Consider the following 18,206-nt stretch of genomic DNA (forward strand, 5'->3'; position numbering starts at 1 on the left):
TGAGTTTTAATTTCTGTATTTCCAATGTTCCCGAATTCCTTCTATCCTTTAGATCTTGGCTCCGAATGAAGAAGACCTCCCATGGCCATCTCCTTCTTTACTTTCGCGTAAAACAGTTGTCATGTATACTAATTAAATACGGATTTATACCACAATTGTTTAGTAAAAGTATCCTTTTGTTCATCTTTGAGCCTCTTGTTTTTAAAAATCTATAATCACCTCACCACTCTCCAAAACAACCACCGGTAACGCTCCATCGCGGATCACGTGGATATCGACTATCTCCGCATTAAATAGTAAGGTTCTGCTATTTGTCCAAAATAATATCAATGATACCGGGATATCTCAATGTCCGGTTGGCATCTTCATTGACCACGCTATAGCCTGCGCCTTTGTAATCAAATGAGGCGTATGCAATATTCCGTTCTTTCAAGATAGCTACGATATCCTTATACCAGTTGGACCGGGCAGGTTCGGGAGTCAGGTTTGCCGTTCCAAACTCACCTACGTATAGCGGCACCCCCAACCTGTCGGCTATATCAAGGCCGCTCTGCATTCTTCTTATCTGCTCGGTCTTATCGTATGTATTCCTGCCTGTCGATTGCCAGTTGGCAGGCAATGCGCTGATCCATTCTTCGGGTACCAGCTGTGCGTGTTCGGGGGTCGGGGTGGGATAATGGATAGGTATATCCGTACGCCCTCCGGTAGTAGAGGAAAAGCCATAGTACGTCAAAAGGAAAGGCCCGTAGTAATGGAATGTAGCTATGATCCGGTGCGTAGAAGGCAGCGTAAGATCATTGTACCTGACACTTCCGTTTACCGTACACACGCCGACGATGATCACACGGTTGGCTTCCTTTGCCCGGATCGCGTTGATCGCCGATGCAGAGACCCTATTCCAGTTTGCCGCACCACCGGCAGATACCGGTTCATTGAGCAGCTCGTAGGCGACCAGGGAATTAGGGTAATCTTTCAATTCGTCCGACAGATCTTCCCATAGCTCGACAAACTTAGCCTCTTGGGCAGGGTCGGTAAACAAGGTGTTTTCTGTATTGGTAAACCGATGATTGCGCGTGACGTGCATATCTACGATCACCCCCATGTCATACTTGTCGCACCACTTGATCGCGTCGTGCAGCAGGTCAAAGCCATAGGACCTTATCTTATTGCCAGATTCATTCCATAGCACCACTTCATCGATGCACAAGCGTATGTGGTCAAACCCCAGCTCGGAAAGCAGCTTTACATCTGCCTCCGTAAAAAATGCCGTTCTTGCTGTCCCCGTATATTTGGGCGTAGACAGCCACGAAGCTATGTTTATACCTTTGGAGATACGGAAATTTTCCGTGTCTTTCTGAATGTTTGCCCGTATGCTGATCTCCTCGGTATTACCGTCGACATTTTGGATCTTGACGACAAACGGGTTCTCCAGGTTGACCAAAGCGGGGATAGCAGTGACTACCTTGATCCCCTCGTTGAAAACGATATCCAGCTTTACCTTTGACAGATCTATTTTTTCGTCGCTCTCTTGCGGGAAATACGAGGGAAAATTGATAAGAATATCTTTTGATTTCAAGGTCGATCCTTCTGCATAGAACTTTTCTTCCGAGCCGTCCAATGTCGCCATGACGCTCAATACAGGGTCTATTCTCTCTGTTACAGTATCGGTCTTTTTTTCCTTTTCGCACGAAGGTGCAAGAAAAACAACTGCGATACTTATTAAAAGTACGAAATAGCCCATATTAAATTTCATTTTCATATCTTTAAGTCTAAAAATCTATAATCACTTCACCGCTCTCCAAGACAACCACCGGGAGCGTACCATTACGGATCACGTGAATATCGGCTATCTCCGCATCAAACTGTACCCACCTTTCCTTTTGATGGGAATCTGTCAATTCGCACAAGCGACCACCGGCAGTCCCGGCCAGATATCCAGTCTGCTTGTCCCGAACAAAGCTGTTTAATGACAACACCCTATTATCCAATGTCTTTCGGAAAATGGTCTCTCCATCGGGCGAAAGGACATAGAATTGAAAACCTTCGGTACCCACCAGAATTTCCGAACCGTTTTTGCCCACCGACAGATCCCGTTTTAACACATTGACTTCGCCTCCTACATTCTTTACCCATCGCTCCAAAACTTTACCTTCGTACTGCACGAGCATGACTTCCCGTTGCTTTGTCCCCAACAGTACGCCCGGCAACCCTTTATCGCCATAGCTGTCGACAAGCTTCGTAAACTTCCATCCCGGCCCACGCAACCTGCCGAATCTCGTTTCCTTTTTGCCTTTCAACACCACAAAATTGTAGTATTCCATGGCTATTACCCCCTCATCTTTACCGTCTCCGTCAAAATCGGCAAATGCCATATCCTCAATACCATAGTAGTACAATAAAGAACGCCCCTTACGCTTACCAGCCAGGTCCAGCTCATACACAAACCTGAACTGAGTACCGACCATCACCGACGGATCGGCATCTTTTCCCTGCAAATATGCTATTCGGACATGGGTCAGCCCCAACAGGTTGCCTTTATACTCGGTTTCAGCCCCTCCACTCGGAAACTGATGCTGCCAAAGCTCGTTCCCCTCTATGTCCAGTGCGTGCAAGTACCAGTTTTCGGTGGCAATGAAAATAAACGACCTGTTTCCCACACGCTGGAACGTAATCTCGTTGACCCGCCCTTTTGCCTTAAACGTCCACCATGTCTTGCCCTTCGCATCGATTGCGGCCACATTACCATTGATACCGGCCAACAAGACAGATTCTTCTACCCCATCACCATCCAGGTCACCTGTGCAACTGCTTGTCACCTGCTCATGCAGACCGCGAAACTTTTGACTATTCTTCACACCTACGGCAGACCTAGCAGACACGATCTCATTGACCGGGAGCGTACCCCTATCCAGAAAACTCTTTGTCAACTGTCTTTGGTCGGACAGGTTCCAGCTCAATTGCCCACTTTGAAGTGGTTTTGCTTCCACCGGATTGCCGGTAGCGTCATAACGCGTTTTGTTCTTCAACACGGAGTAAGCTTTCCATTCACCATTGGTGGCATTCAGCTTAAAGAATACAGGTTTTTCAAAATTGAGCTCTTTCGAGCCGATACGCAGTTTGCTGACGGCTACAGCTATGAATTCTTTCTCTCCGATCAGGTGTAGGTTTCCATTGCTGAAAATCCCTGGCCCCTCCAACCCATCCCGAATAGCCACCCAGCTTTTACCTTGGGAACGTACGACTACCGATCGTGCATCCAACGCATATGACTCGACTGGCGCAGTATCTTCACGATGACTTGAAAGAACATTCACAAACCCCGTACGCTCTCCTTTTTGGTATTCCCGTTCCAATATATCCTGTGACAGTACCGTCTCGCTGTCTGCATGTGGATAGTCGTACACAAGCTTCCAGTATTTTATAAAATGACCATAAATATTCTTTAACCGGTGAATGCCCTGCCCCAAATTCTGAATGAGCATGGTCACTCCCTTTTGCTCCACGTGAAAAGTATTGCCTTTGGTGGTCGCTGTACCCAGAGATTGCCATAGATTTCTCAACAGATAGTGGCCCGACTCTCGGAAGGTCAGATCATCGTATATAATAAAAAACTGACCATCTGGCGAAACAATCGTCCGGTCCCAATCCGTGCCGTTGTAATCCGGCACACTGCTTTTGCTGATGGCCACCCCATCCATGTCCCCTACCCATTGCAATTGGGCAAGTGCCGGCTTTGGATGCTGTTCTCCGTTTTTGACAACCACTACGCCTGTATGATTTTCAGGGGACTTCTGTATATAGTCCCTGTCCACCAGAAATAAACGGCGGTAAGCACTATAGTCCAGTATCGCATTGCCATCGTCATGTCCGTGCTTGCCCGCGGAAAATCCGTCAATGACCAGATAGCTGTCATCCAATCCAAATCCGGCACGAAAAGTCATCTTATGAAAGGTAGTATGTTGCTCTACATTGAGTTCCTGTGTTTTCTTCAGGTCATCGTACACACCTTGCTCCACTTCCAGAGCCTCTACCTTCGCATAGCGGGATGCATCCATCTGGTCAGCCTGGCTGTGTGTTGCCATGTACCGACGGATCGGATACTGCAGATCACTCATTGCCTGTTTAGGGAACGGGCCTCGGTATGCGTTTTCCAGCAAATAATTATATTTTGGATCATTATAGTACCAAGAGGCTGCATACATCACTTGAGAATGCCCCCAGGAATATGCACTGCTTCTACCGAAGGGATAGGTATCCCCTCCCCCCGCCATAGTACCCAGATTGTCGATCATCATGGCCTGCAGATCCGCACTGATACGAAGGGTCTTTTGCAGAAAGGATTCCTGCCCCGTAAACATAGCATAATCTATGGTGACCATCGGGACGTGTACCAGATAATCTGATCCTTCATCCAGTGTCAAGGCTGTTGTATTCCCTACAAAGATCCTATGCCCTTTGTGGCGCCACTCCGCAACTTCGGGCAGATCGTAGTAGGTCTCAAAATAAAAAGAGGAGCCCACCAAAGACATCGCCGGAAATATCTCATGATTCCACCGGGAGGCCTTTTCTTTTGCCCCCTTTAGGTAAGGATCCTGTGCATTGGCCTCACAGGTCAGGTAAAGAGCCGATACGATCTCCTTTCGTTCCTCATCGCTGAATATAGCTGCTCCCTCCAACATCGCATACAATTGAAAAAATTTCTCACCCGCCGACCACATGTTTTTCCAGACCAGCTGATTGTTTGCTTCTTTCGGATAACGGTTGAGGAATCTGGCATAGCCTAACAGCAATTCCCTGTACACGTCCCGATAGCCCGGAGCTCCGGTCAGCACGTAGTACTCACCAAACAGGTTGATCTGCGCACGGACTCTCAATAAGACATTTTTACTCGGCTCATCATACATTACAGGCCGTAGATCGTTCAGCAGTTTTTTGGCTCCGGCAAAAAAGGCCGGATTACTTTTGGGTTTAAAAGACCTTTCATAGTCCCTGAAATACTGCGTCGTAGCCTCTGCAAGGCGTCGTTCCATCAGCCAGGGTATGGAGGGATCCTTTTGTTGCTGCAGCACTTCAAGCAATTTCTGGACGCCCAACTTGGCACCCTCCAGATCACTGGCACCAATGACAATGGTATTGCCTCCATGTCCGAACGGATCGATCACTGTCTGTAACTGATATCCCGCTTTGCCCGGATATACTGCATCTGCGTATGCGTAGCGCATACCGTACAATCGAGCCATCTGTTTATTATTCGCCAAGTTACCCAGCACAATCACATTGCCGGACCAGCCTGTAGCAAACTTTGTTTCGTCCGGCTCGTGGACTTTTACGTCCTTTTTCCAATACCGTTTCAAGGCGCTCGCTATTGCTGTCCCAAGCTTATGCCACTCTTTATCCTTAGGTACGACGATCGTCAGACCATCCGCCGAAGTCGTTCTTTCTATCTTGCGGAGCGGCAATGATTTGTACAGCACGGATTCACCTTTATTTACGTTTTTTAATTGCTGATACTTTGCCAGTTGTTCCGATGTCAATACAGCTTCATAAGCTTTTTGTCTCTTTACATAAATCTGCGATATTTCTGATTTTTTCTTGGACTCGGCGAGCTTTGGATTCTCCCTTATCTTCTTTATATCTGCGGTTGACTGTTGGGTTAACGCCGTGATTTCTGCCTGTTGCTGTTCATTCAACCCAAGCTCATTCATGGTCGCCTTTCTATGGAGGACCACGGTGGTTTTCTGCTGCGCATCTGCTAGCAGGCACACACACAGCAATCCTACCACAAAGAGTAATTTTCTCATTATATTTCTTATCATACTTATTTTCTTTTCAGCCATTTTTTGAAGAACCGCAGGCCTTCTTCTACATGGGCCTCGTGTCCCCCCTCGTTCAGGCTCAGCTCAATACGGTCTGACAGTCCTAAACGATCGTAATGTTCCTTACTGCGTTCAAATTCTTCTACCACAAATGGCCAATAGGCTATACCGTCGTTCTTCCCGTGCTGGATCTGTAGCGGCCGGGGACAGATCAGCGAGACTACGTCGTGATCCGTAAACTCCGTAAGCCAGCCCGTGAAGAAAGCATGCTCTTCTTTATTTCTGACAAAGCTGCTGTACCGTGTATCGGGCACAGCCATTTTATAAATGCGATTGTTGAACCAGCCGGCAACAATACCCGCTTTTATCCGCGGCTCCAACGGCATCCAAAACATCGTAGCCATCCCTCCAAGAGAAACACCCCAGGCACCGACCTGATGCTCATTGATACGCTCATCTTCCAGTATGACATCTAGCAAATGCTGTAGACGTGCCAGCTCAATTCCCGGCAGGCTGACATCGGCCAATCTGGCCAGACGTTCGATATTATTGCGGCGCTCTTTGGTACGCAAGTTCAGCGGAGCCAACACAGCAAAACCAGCATCCAACAAGGCCTGTGCATACGCATGATAGCTCTTACCGTTTTCAAAAGGGGTCTCCGGCCCACTCCCGATTCCATGCAGTGCGATGACCAATGGCACGGGAGATTCTTTTCTTGCCCCCTTGGGATAAGCAATGACTGCCTGGGCAGAGATCCCATCAAGTGGAAGCTCCAACCACTCACCTGGAGTACCCAACAGATCATATGGCTTGCGTGTGAGCGTCCCCGTTTTGCGGAGTACAGGAGGTTTTATTACAGCTTTCTCCCAGCGCAACCTATTGGGATCTACACTACGCAAAAACGCACCTACACTGCTGTAATCTCGATTCCAAGCTTTTGCAGCTCGGGCATCGTATCCGTCCACAAGGTAGTGCGTCAGATATTTTTCCAGTTCTTTTTCGTAGGCATCGATCCGCTCATCATTAACCTGGTCCGTCAACACTTTGGCATGCTGAGCATCAGCAAAGTGAAAACAGACAACAAGCCAAAAAGTTACGGCCAGAAGCATACGGAATGGTTGAATAGTGTTCATATAGCAAATGATTTACACAGGCATCCAACAATGGCCTATGGCGTTACCTTTACTCGCATTAATGAAGGACCATGAGAATAGTAAAGATAGCCATCTGCCTGTACCTCAGCAAAGCGCGCTCCTTTGAGTGAATCGTGCTGGGCCAATATGTGCACACTATGGTTAGACGGATTGATCGCAATCAGGTTTCCTCCAGCACTATCTACCACATACAACAGATCATCGGCTCCGGCCTGTTCGCTCACCACTACTCTTACCCGGGCTGATGCGTCACGACCTTTTACCTCTCCTTGAAAGACTACCTCTCGTTTTACCGGGTTAAAGACATAAAACTTGTTACCAGAGAAACCATAGATGTTGCCATTCGAAGCCCGTACTGTTTTTGAGTAACTTGTCGCTCCACGAATAGGCTGGGCTTTATAAGTCATTTTCTGCGTTTTGGGATCCCATAGAAAGACCCAAGCTTCTTTTTCTGTGGGTTTCGCACTCGTTCCGCCCTGAATGGAAGAAGTAACAAAAATCTCATTGGTCTCCGGAACCGAAGTGACCGAAGTATAACTTTGATCTGGAATAAGATCCTCATGCCGGAAAATAGCGGTCTTCATAGCGACCGGATCGATCTGAAGCAGGGTTCCCCCTATATGCCCTTTGATCGGTGCTGTCGGGGAATATATTTTGCCGTCAGGTCCAAGCACAAGCTGCACCAACCGTTCCTGTTTGGCCAGTCTATGCAGATGAGCCAACAAACGGGGATTGTTTGCAGATCTAGGACGACCGGGCTCAAAGTACTCGATATAGCCTCCCGTATAGCTGCTGACAAACAGTCCTTTGCCATACGACAGCAGGTCATATATTTGTGTAGAACCACGGGCGACACGTCCCATATTGGTGAGCTCGCCGGTCTTGGTATCATAGGAAAACATATTTCCCGGTTTCATACTACTTCCATACAATTTTCCATCATGAATATCACTGATACTAAATACCAATTTGGCTGAAGCTTCAAAGGTACTTTTGATTCGTGTCTGTTCTTTTGTCCGTTCATCTTCCAAGACCAGACTTCCGTTATCATCAATGTGCAGAGCCTTCTTCCCTTTCAAAACGGGGCTATTTTTCGTAAGTGCAGGCTGTGTTTGCCCAATTGTTATCTCGTCTGCCGAACACAGAAATACGGTATTTCCTTTCTTGCCGTACACCTTTCCATCCTCGGCACGCCATATAGACGGCACACCGTAGGTTTGTAGATTTTTGGGCAACAACTGCTTTTTTTCTTTTGTCTTTGGGTCAAAAGACCATAGTTCGCCATGATGCATGCCCATTGGACAATAAATAATCCCATCCGCATCACTCTCGGGCTTAATGATATATTCTATACCGGCATTGGGTGAAATACGGGTCAAGTGCTCCACCTTTTCGGTGGCCGGATCAAAGATCGATAAAGACCCCTGTGGAAAGGTACCTACATAAATCTTACCATCCGGAGCAACCGTAAAACTTCCCCTTACCCAATACGTGGCGATACTGGGCTCGCCAATCGTTGAAAGCTTTCCGCTTGGAATGTCATACTTTAGAAACCTGCCTTTGACACCTGCAAACAAATACAGTACCCGTTCGCTTTGCTTAAACAGCAATACACTATTTGCCTTACCGTAAGGCGTAAGATCTACCTGGGTGAGTTGCCCACTCTCCATATGCACACCTACCAATGCGCTTCTGTCCGCATCGGTAAGGCCTGCCCATGCTATAGGACCGGTTTCAGGAGCATCGGTCACGAGTTCAATAGGAAGGTTCATCCGTATCGGTTTTCCCAAGTCCTCAAAAACAAATTCTTTTCTTTCCTGGGCATAAGCCGCTCCAACCATACAGATGATGAAGCTCAATGCAATTATTTTTTTCTTAATCATTTTATATTTAATTCAGCTAAAAACTTTAAATGTATCTGCTATTATAATTATTCCTTCTCCCATGAAAAAGGCTCTGTACTATCGTTCAACAAGCTTGTTATGTCCCCATAACCGCCACCAAAACCTTTAGACACTGAACAAACATATCCGTGAAAAGTACCCAAAGCAACTTTAGTCGTTATTCGGGAGGAATACGTATTCCCGCTCATCCTTACCTTATCCGTATCTATCCCAAAATTATTCAACAACAAAGCTTTCTTTGCCGCATCTAATCCGGTCTGTAATGTAGTTCCTTCCGCAGCGGTCAGCAAGTAATTCCACCCCGGAGGATCACAACCCATGTGGTAAAACATGACAGCCCTATCGATATTGCTAGATGGATCATTATTGGTGAAAGAATTATTGGTAAAAGAATAGTTGGTAGCGAAATATTCATCTCCCGGATTCACATCATTAAACAAAGGGACAGAAATAAATGGCCGGGGTTGAAAATGCGTGCTTGGATTTCTGACAAAAGTGGAACCTCTTACTATACCATAATCCATATTGTCCCGGAAACGCACATAATCGCCCGTACAGTCTTCAAAATGAGAATCAATAATATAAACATGAGAAGGGCCATACGCATTATAGATATGGTGCGAATGGCTGTCGATCCCGACCCGCTTAAAAGTACAATTCAAATAGGTCACATGGCTTGTGCCTGCATAATGTACACCAGACGCTCCATAAATAATCCCAAGCATATCCGTCCAGGAACAGTTTTCAATCACTACATCTTTGGTTGTTTTACCCGCATCAGAGGCAATCCTCATTGCATACCCCAATCGGCCGTCTCCGGTAAAAGAGAAATTTTTGACATGTACATTTTGTACGTTCCTAAGATCGAGCAAGTTTCCTTTCTCAAGAGCAAGGTCAGCAGGAACATTGAAAATGGTCTTGCCATCAACTCCTTCTAACGTCAATCTATTTTTAGCATTGCCGATTGTATTCAATACCAACGACTTTTCGCTGTATGCTCTTACGTAATCACCTTCGGCAAACCTCACCCGGACCGGAGACTTCAATATGAGCTGAGCTACTTTCCCCCAAAAGGTAGCATTCAGGAAGTCAGCCGCATTGCCGGGGGAATTTCCGCTTCCATCGCCTTGCTTGACATAGGACACATACTGGAATACTTCGGTGACTCCGTCACCTTCATCCAGCTCTACTAAAGTGTCTTGAGGCTGATCAGGACCCTTCGTACACGAAAGGACACATAACGCACTGAATAGGATAAGATATTTTTTCATAATACTTGGTATTAATTAGGCTATAAGTTGAAGCTGTTTTATGAATGGTGCATTAAGTAAATACATTATGGTTCCACCACCACTTTCACCTGCTTAACCACTTTTACCTCCCCTTCTGCATTGACATTGGAAGCCAAAAAAGTAGCAACATATGTTCCCGGAACATCGTACGTGTATTTAAACTCTGTAAGCTGAGGATCGGCATAGCTCTTGACGGGTTCTGCCAAATCGGGGCCTAAATCCTGATCCGTAAACTCGATTTTCTTTGAAATAATCCAGTTATCGTATGCCGGATAGGGTGTACTGCCGCGCGGGAACCAGACAGAGGTACCCGAAGCGTTTGGTCCACCCGGGTTTCCGGGGGCTCCCAATACAACGGATGACCAACCTGCGGTCTGTGTAGTCACCAGATCTTGTCTCCCCAGTACACTATTAGCCGTAATCAGAAACCTGCCAAATGTCCATTGCGTCGGCGCTCCACCACCCGCAGTCTTGTTCCGAAATGCAAAATACAGTCCTTTTTTCTCAGCTGTAATGATATCAGATAAGTTAAAGGGCCCGTTTGGCACACCTTGTTCTCTCACAGGCCCTCTTTCGGGCAACGGGAATTCATCCGTGATATCTATCCATTCACCCGCATCCAGACTAGCCCTGACATGATCAGCAGAAACATCCCCGTTAAATGCTGTAGAAACTAATATGGATATCTGTCCCTGCTCCGTTCCAAACCAGGCATCCGATGTAAAAGAAACCTGCGGATCATACAACTCTAAAGGCCTCCCCTCCCGATACTGGTACTCCTTGCCCATTTCTCCCGAATAAAAGGTAACGATATTGGCATGCCCCCTTAGATCAAAAGTAATTTCTTCTCCTGCCTTTACCTTCTCCTGCGCGAGGGAAGCTTCAAAATCCAATGAAGCGAGCTCCATGGTCTTGCTGCATGCACTGATGATACCGATCAGTAGCAGTACATAGATATATTTTATCCTGTTCATAATTAAATAGTTTTAATGATTAAGGAGTCACCGTCACTTTGAACTGGAAAACGTGTGCTGTCCTATCCTTATTGATTGTCGTGAATGCGACATTATATTCTCCTGGTACAGCATAAGTGTACTTGTATTCTTCTAAAGGGAGGTCAGTGACTCTTTTAATGATAGTACCTTTATCCGGTCCTAGATTAACTTTCGCCTGAAACGCTTTCGTGACAGCCCAAGTATCCATTGCTTCAGTAGAAGGCGAGTTTCTTGCTAAAAACAGACTTGTAGGTGCAGCAGGTGGAGCTGGACTTGGCCGGGGCCCTCTTGTACCGTCCAGCTCTCCTCCCAGATATCCATCCACCACAACCTTCCAATCCGCACCCGCAAATGTAGATATCTCCACAGACTCACCATTTACCCAGCCTGTAAACGACCATTTACCCGAAGGATTCGTGTTATTACTGGCATAAAAATAATATTGCGTTGGTGTGTTACCTGTGGTAGATTGCGCTATATTATTTCTCACAGCCAAATAGTAAGGTTTGTCCTCTTCAATAAACTCCGAAATATCTATCGCTGGAGATGCATAATGAATAAGAGTTGCCCCTGTAGGCTTAGGTATATTAAACTTTGAGGTCATGTCTTTCCAATTAGCCGCCGTAATGCTTTCATAACTGTAATCACCGTTAAAATCTTGTGATAGCAAAATCGACAGCGACTCTTGAGTTCCATAGTTAGAATTGGTGCGAATGCTCAATGTAGGACTTTCAACCGGCACTTCTCTTCCACCGGTATAACTATAATCCTTCCCAAATTCACCAGACCAAAAATACACCGTATCGGCATTGCCTTCCAACCGGAAATTAACCGGTTCACCAAGCTCAACTTCCAATGCATCGGCAGTCACCTTAAACGGGGTAATCTTCAGTGTACCCGGAGACATCCTTTCATTCTCCTTTGTACAGGAAAACAATGCAATGCTTAATAAACCAATATAAAAGATCTTTGTTTTCATAACATTTTTTTTATTAGTGGAGAATTGAAAGTTGAAAGTGGAGAGTTGTTGTCAGTCAACCCTTAAACTCTAAACTTTCAACCCTTAAATTTCCAAATTAACCATTTGCCCTACCATTCCGGATTTTGTGTCAATAGGCGGTTCAAGGCCATCTCACGAACCGGAATGGGGAACAATAAATGTTTTGGCTGCACATTCTGAAAGGCCCTCGAAGCATAGACGGGTGCATTACTGGTGGATATATCGATCTCCATGTCACTCATGACTTTTAGGAAATCTCCCCATCTGATCAAGTCGTACTTTCTCAAGCCTTCAAAACCAAGTTCTCTAGAACGTTCATCTTTTATCAAGGCCAGGAAGTCGTCATGATTCATTCCTGATACGTCCTGATCGGAACCCGGTGTAGTGGGAGGCAATCCAAAGGCCCTTCTTCTTACCTGATTAAAGGCTTCTTCAGCCTCCGGAGAAGGTGCGGCGTTGCTGGCCATGATGTCGGCTTCGGCAAACATGAGCAGCACATCCGAATACCTTAATAACGGGAAGTTTTGCGCACTCAGACTTGTGCTCTTGTCCAACTCGTATTCGCGTCTCCATTTGCCGATATCCCTCACATATATCTCAGTCGCTCCGTGATTGACCTTGCTCGTACCATTATATCTATACGGAGCAATCGTCCAGTCCCGTCTCAGATCCCCGGTCTCAAAGAGCCTATAATATTTCTCTGTCGTCCGGATAATACCATACGAATGCCCCAACGTCGTATTGGTGGTCGCGATACCCAACCGGACGCCGACCCATCCGGCCTCTCTATACGTACCTGCTCCGGTACCCCAGAACTCTACTTCCCAGATACTTTCACCGATATCGTATTCATCTCTGGCATAGTTGATAAAGATCTGTTTATAATCCGGGTTTAGCGCATGCGAGGACTTCATGACCTCAGCAGCCCAGTACCTGGCATCGTGATATTTGTCCACATCCATCAGCGGGTACCCCGCCATGTACAGGCATACTCTCGCCAACACTCCCTGTACGGCAGATTTACTGACCCGGCCCGAATGGCCGATGGCCTGTATGGTACGGACTTTTCTTTCGGCTTCTTTCATTTCCTCAAAAATAAAGTCGTAAACCTCACGGGCAGGGGTTCTCGCGACATTGTTACCGGTCGGCTCTTTGGTCGGATCCAACACCAGCGGTACATCTCCCCAATTGCTCACCAATATAAAATAATAAAAGGCACGCAGGAACTGCGCTTCTCCGATAATCACATTACGGGAGCTTTCGCTCATGTCGGGTTTATGGGCACTGGCCAGGAGCAGATTGGCACGATGTATGCCCTGGTACAGCTTTTGCCAGGGTGTGCGTATACGGGTATGGGCGGATGTATAATCGTATACCTGCGGCCCGTCCCCCGTCGAACGGGCATAGTACCCTTCGTCTGCCTCCGTGCCCCAAAAACTGCTGATATTGTACGAATACAGATCTGTCGACCCCAACGGGTCATAGACACCGAGCAAAGCGGTATTCAGCTGCGCTTCCGTTTCATAGTATTCATCCGGGGTATAGAAGTCTTCCGATGTCGTTCCCAAAAACTTTTCACATCCCGTACCGAATAAACAAATGATTGAGGCAAAAATTCCGATGGCTATTTTGTTTTTCAATATTTTCATCTTCCTAAAATAATAGTCCATAAATTAAAATGTAGTAGTCAGCCTAAAGGTCACTGTCCGTGCATGTGGATAGGCCGAATAATCAAATCCCGGCGTCAAGGCTGTACTTCTTATGGCCACCTCCGGATCCATGCCCGAATAATTCGTCCATGTAACCACATTCTGTAAGTTGGCCGAAAGGCTCAGCGTATTTAGTCCTATCTTGTTCACATATGTCGGCGGTACAGCATACGACAGGCTCAACGTTTTCAACCGTAGATAAGAAGCATCTTCCAGTACCCTCGAATTGTACACTCCATAATGCGACTGCCCGTTGTTGAGAGGGATCAGACTCTCCTGGTTATCAAAGCTCCACCGGTTTACATAACTTGCAAATTGATTCAGATGAGACCGGTTGCCCACATTCTCCTCCAGCATATGCCTGTTTGCGTTGTACACCTGCTGTCCATACGACCATTGGAAGAATACGTGTAGCCTGAATCGCTTATATGTGAAATTATTCGCAAATCCACCCATATGCTTCGGTACACCGTCCCCAAGGATGGTTGCATCTTTCGAGTCTATGGTACCGTCACCGTTCAGGTCCTTGAATTTGATATTGCCCGGTCTGATGGTCGACCTGGTCGCCCCGTTGGAAGGCACATTGGCTTTCAGCACATAGTTTCCTCCGACCTCGTCAAAATCATTGAGCGTATATACGCCATCCCATATATAGCCATAAAACATAGCGATAGGCCGCCCGATCTCGGTGATATACAGCGGTACCCCATTGTACCCGCTATCCCATATCATCGGCGTCAGCATATTCTCTTCCCCTTCGGTGAGAGCCAGTACTTTGTTGTTGTTAAAGCTTATGTTGAAGTTGCTCGTCCACCGAAAGTCTTTTTTTCTAACATTCGTCGTCGTCAATGTAAACTCTAATCCTTGGTTTTGTACTTTTCCGATATTTTTGAAAGACGTAGCAAATCCTGTCGTGTAAGGGATATTGGCATTCAGCAGCAGGTCATAGGTCGTTTTTCGGTACGCATCGACATTCAGTTCAAGCTTACCTTTGAAAAGAGAAAGATCATATCCTAGATTCAGCTGTGACGTATTTTCCCATTTCAGTTGTGAATTTCCCAAACGATTGGGCACCATACTTCTCTCCGGCGTTATCCCACCGAAAGAATATCCATCGGCAACCGGCATATTCATCGAACTCAGATAGCTGAAATCACCTACCCTGTTATTTCCGGTCACACCGTAAGATATACGCAACTTGGCATCATGGACAAAACTAATGTTCTTCAAAAAGGGTTCCCTGCTCATTCTCCAGGCGAATGCACCCGAGGGGAAATAACTCCATCGGTTATGGCGTGCGAACTTAGAAGAACCATCCGCCCGAAAGCTGGCTGTCAATAAATACTTGGATCTATAATCATATTCTGCACGGGAAAGAAATGAAGCAAGAGTAGATGAGCTTTCCTCCGCATAGGTAGTGCCGGGAGTCCCTTCCTCCAGGCCGCTCAGTCCAAAATCTTCATTGGGAATCAGTACGGATTGATAGCCATACCTGTTATAATTGTAAGCCTGCATGGTAAATCCGCCCAATAAAGTCAACTTATGCACACGGTTAAAAGTATTTTTATACGTCAGTGTATTTTCATTGACCCAGCTGGAGCGTTCACTATTAATGACAGAACCATTGACACCGTTGACATTGTTCGGTCTTGGCGCACCCCGTCTTGTCAGTGAATTGTGAAAATCCTGGTTGATATAATTGCGGAGCGTCGCGCCTCCCCTTACATTTAAGGAGAATTTTTTATTAATGTTATACACCAGGTTCAGATTGGGCGAAAACAGTCGGACCCTTCTACTTACGATCTCATGCTGTGTAGAAATAACAGGGTTCACCCGGAAATCAAAAGTTCTCTCATCTGTTTCCTCCGGGTCGTACACGTCCGGATCAAAAAGATCATCTTCCAGCTCAAGGCCGATCGAACCCGTGATCGGACGATATCCCCAAGCACTGAACATCAAGTAGTTGGAGGATTGAGAGGCATTCACTGCCGGAGACGGGCCATTCACCACGCCGTCGCTATAGCTCAGGTTCAAAGAGGCAGACACTTTTTTACTTAGTTTTTGGTCCACGACAAGCCTTCCCTGGATCCGGTCAAAAGCAGAGCTTATGATCACACCATCCTGGTTATACAAAGAAGTGGAAAAAGCATATTTAGTGGACTCGTTTCCGCCCCTCACCGATAAGATATGGTTCATCGTCGACCCTCTTCTGAACAAGCGGTCCTGCCAATTATAACCTGCTACTCCCTGATAGGACTCCAGTGTCCTTCCGTTGGTCAGATACGACTGTGCCGCCGCAGCCGCATTGCGCTCCATTTGATATTTTACAAATTCATACGGACTCATCACTTCCATCTTTTTCAATACATTCTGCACTCCAAGCTGACCGCTATAGGTAATCTTTGGTGCGGAAACCATTCCTTTCTTGGTCTCGATGACAATCACACCATTGGCACCACGGGCACCATAAATAGCGGTAGCTGAAGCATCTTTCAGCACCGTGATGGATTCAATATCGTCCGATGAAATTCCTGCAGCCTCAAAGTCTTCCATCGGAAAACCATCGACCACATATAGCGGATCGTTACTTTGCGTAATAGAATTTTGCCCCCTAATGACGATTTTCATCGCAGAGCCGGGTTGGCCTTCGTCAGCACTGACCTGCACACCGGCAATCCTTCCGGCCAGCGCTTCATCAAATGACGCTACCGGGGCCTCCAGGAGATCTTCCATATTTACCGTACCGACAGAACCGGTAAGATCTTTTTTCAATGTGGTGCCATACCCCATGACGACAACCTGTTCCAGATTTTGGATGGTCGACATCAAGGTAACATTGATGGCTGTCTGGCTACCGACCTTGATCTCTTGCAGCTCATAACCTACGTAGGAGAACACCAATACCGCGTTTTCTCCCGGTACACTGATCCGATAATCCCCACGCGAATCAGTCGTTACCCTACGGTTCACCCCTTTGACATAGACGACAGCCCCCGACAAGGGTTCTCCCTTCTCGTTCATGACCTTTCCCGTGACACTGATGTTCTGGACATCGATTCCGGGAGGTCTCTCCTTGATCACCAAGAAGGCATCGCTATTGTTTAGTGACAGATCTGTTCCGGAAGAATACTCCACAGCACCGACCTGTAATGTCCCTGCCATCAGAAACACTAGACTAAGCTTCACCCCTCCATATAAATATCTGTTACTAAATGCATTACGCATGTAACACGATAATTCATTACAAAATTTCATACACTTGAATAATTTAGGCATAAGTTTTAGATTCATAATGTGAAAAACATAACTTGTGGGTTTTTCGAAAAACATTGTTGGTCATTTTTCCTGTCTGCGAATGCATTGGCATCAAGTTAAGCGTTTTCTTGTCATCCTGAGGCCTGGCCGAAGGATCTTCTAACTGTATAATTTTTAGATCCTTCTATTCCCGAACGTATTCGGGACAGGCTGTTAGGATGACAAAAAGAACAGTTATCCCTCTCTCAGGTCTTTTACAGACCATTCTGTGCATTCTCCTTCTTTGCAGCCTCTCTCATTTCGGTCAGCTTTCCCCACTGCTCCTCGGTCAAAACCTTCTTGAATTCCGCCTCCCTATTCTTGTAGATGGCAGCTCTTTTGGTTTTTTGCTCACGTTCGGAAAGCGAAGTATCTTCTTTCAGTGCTTTGAGGTCACGAGCCGATTGTTTGGCCAATGCCATGACCTTTTTTTGTTGTTGCTGATCAAGACCCAACAGATTCATCGTCTCTTGCCTGTGTAGAATGACAACTTTCTTTTCCTGTGCGCTCAACTCGGCAACCATCCCAAACATAAGCAACAGTCCTACTAAAATAAATGATCTTTTCATGATTAATTGATTTATGGCACAATACTGAAAAACGGTCGCCAAACCACCCAAACCACCGGTATCGGCTCTATTCCACAATGTCACAGACGCCTCTCCACTATTAATGCCTTGTTCTACGTTATGGTTTTAAATTTATATTTTCTTCTTTTATAAGTTTTCTGTTTTGTTTACGTTACCGTAATTATATTATATACTTTGGTAAAGCAATTTTAAACGAATTTTCTCAAGCAAAAGCCACTGATCATCATAACTCGGCACCCGTTAACGTTTACGTTAACGCTCTACTAAAGTAAAAACTTATTTTAATATATCAAAATAAAAATGACGTGAGATAAACAAATTTTATTTTTCTGGATCACCCCTTGTAAGTAGTGTATGTAACACATTCCCAATTTCGGCAATCTGTTAATTACAAAACACTGATACTTAAAGATAAACCAAATATCAGTTCAATATAAGGGGGATAGGGCCAT

Annotated in this window: 10 protein-coding genes; all 10 read right to left on the bottom strand. The window is 46.0% G+C overall.

The genetic code is table 11. From position 1 onward, the window contains the following. Positions 1 to 307 precede the first annotated feature (307 nt). On the bottom strand, positions 308 to 1,759 hold the full coding sequence (locus G5B00_RS14405; protein ID WP_163876870.1) for a glycoside hydrolase family 5 protein: 1,452 nt from the start codon (positions 1,757 to 1,759) through the stop codon (positions 308 to 310). A 10-nt stretch (positions 1,760 to 1,769) separates the two neighbouring features. After that, entirely contained in the window at positions 1,770 to 5,801 is a 4,032-nt protein-coding gene (locus tag G5B00_RS14410) for a hypothetical protein (RefSeq protein ID WP_163876872.1), read from the bottom strand. A 17-nt stretch (positions 5,802 to 5,818) separates the two neighbouring features. After that, entirely contained in the window at positions 5,819 to 6,949 is a 1,131-nt protein-coding gene (locus G5B00_RS14415) for a dienelactone hydrolase family protein (RefSeq protein ID WP_163876875.1), read from the bottom strand. Positions 6,950 to 6,984: 35 nt separating this feature from the next. Beyond that, a complete protein-coding gene (locus tag G5B00_RS14420) occupies positions 6,985 to 8,853 on the bottom strand; it encodes a hypothetical protein (RefSeq protein ID WP_163876878.1) in 1,869 nt (622 codons plus the stop codon). 47 nt (positions 8,854 to 8,900) lie between these two features. Then, complete coding sequence (locus G5B00_RS14425) at positions 8,901 to 10,145, bottom strand: hypothetical protein (RefSeq protein ID WP_163876881.1); 1,245 nt, start codon at positions 10,143 to 10,145, stop codon at positions 8,901 to 8,903. A gap of 65 nt (positions 10,146 to 10,210) precedes the next feature. After that, positions 10,211 to 11,140 (bottom strand): DUF5017 domain-containing protein, encoded by a 930-nt coding sequence (locus tag G5B00_RS14430; RefSeq protein WP_163876884.1) that lies wholly within the window; start codon positions 11,138 to 11,140, stop codon positions 10,211 to 10,213. Between the two features lie 19 nt (positions 11,141 to 11,159). Beyond that, on the bottom strand, positions 11,160 to 12,140 hold the full coding sequence (locus G5B00_RS14435; RefSeq protein ID WP_163876887.1) for a DUF5017 domain-containing protein: 981 nt from the start codon (positions 12,138 to 12,140) through the stop codon (positions 11,160 to 11,162). Positions 12,141 to 12,250: 110 nt separating this feature from the next. Further along, on the bottom strand, positions 12,251 to 13,810 hold the full coding sequence (locus tag G5B00_RS14440) for a RagB/SusD family nutrient uptake outer membrane protein (protein WP_163876891.1): 1,560 nt from the start codon (positions 13,808 to 13,810) through the stop codon (positions 12,251 to 12,253). A gap of 24 nt (positions 13,811 to 13,834) precedes the next feature. Beyond that, the gene (locus G5B00_RS14445; RefSeq protein ID WP_240894515.1) at positions 13,835 to 17,095 is read right to left on the bottom strand and encodes a SusC/RagA family TonB-linked outer membrane protein; all 3,261 of its coding nucleotides are present in this window, start codon (positions 17,093 to 17,095) and stop codon (positions 13,835 to 13,837) included. Between the two features lie 284 nt (positions 17,096 to 17,379). Then, positions 17,380 to 17,733 carry a hypothetical protein gene (locus G5B00_RS14450; protein WP_163876894.1) on the bottom strand — a complete coding sequence of 118 codons (354 nt, stop codon included), beginning with the start codon at positions 17,731 to 17,733 and terminating at the stop codon, positions 17,380 to 17,382. Between the last annotated feature and the right edge of the window lie 473 nt (positions 17,734 to 18,206).

It is taken from the genome of Parapedobacter sp. SGR-10 (assembly GCF_011030405.1).
GTDB lineage: Bacteria > Bacteroidota > Bacteroidia > Sphingobacteriales > Sphingobacteriaceae > Sphingobacterium.

Excerpts from the sequence above, each read along its gene's own strand:
- G5B00_RS14405 (WP_163876870.1), bottom strand. The coding sequence starts at position 1,759 with ATGAAAATGAAATTTAATATGGGCTATTTCGTACTTTTAATAAGTATC.
- G5B00_RS14410 (WP_163876872.1), bottom strand. The coding sequence starts at position 5,801 with ATGAGAAAATTACTCTTTGTGGTAGGATTGCTGTGTGTGTGCCTGCTA.
- G5B00_RS14415 (WP_163876875.1), bottom strand. The coding sequence starts at position 6,949 with ATGAACACTATTCAACCATTCCGTATGCTTCTGGCCGTAACTTTTTGG.
- G5B00_RS14420 (WP_163876878.1), bottom strand. The coding sequence starts at position 8,853 with ATGATTAAGAAAAAAATAATTGCATTGAGCTTCATCATCTGTATGGTT.
- G5B00_RS14425 (WP_163876881.1), bottom strand. The coding sequence starts at position 10,145 with ATGAAAAAATATCTTATCCTATTCAGTGCGTTATGTGTCCTTTCGTGT.
- G5B00_RS14430 (WP_163876884.1), bottom strand. The coding sequence starts at position 11,140 with ATGAACAGGATAAAATATATCTATGTACTGCTACTGATCGGTATCATC.
- G5B00_RS14435 (WP_163876887.1), bottom strand. The coding sequence starts at position 12,140 with ATGAAAACAAAGATCTTTTATATTGGTTTATTAAGCATTGCATTGTTT.
- G5B00_RS14440 (WP_163876891.1), bottom strand. The coding sequence starts at position 13,810 with ATGAAAATATTGAAAAACAAAATAGCCATCGGAATTTTTGCCTCAATC.
- G5B00_RS14445 (WP_240894515.1), bottom strand. The coding sequence starts at position 17,095 with ATGCGTAATGCATTTAGTAACAGATATTTATATGGAGGGGTGAAGCTT.
- G5B00_RS14450 (WP_163876894.1), bottom strand. The coding sequence starts at position 17,733 with ATGAAAAGATCATTTATTTTAGTAGGACTGTTGCTTATGTTTGGGATG.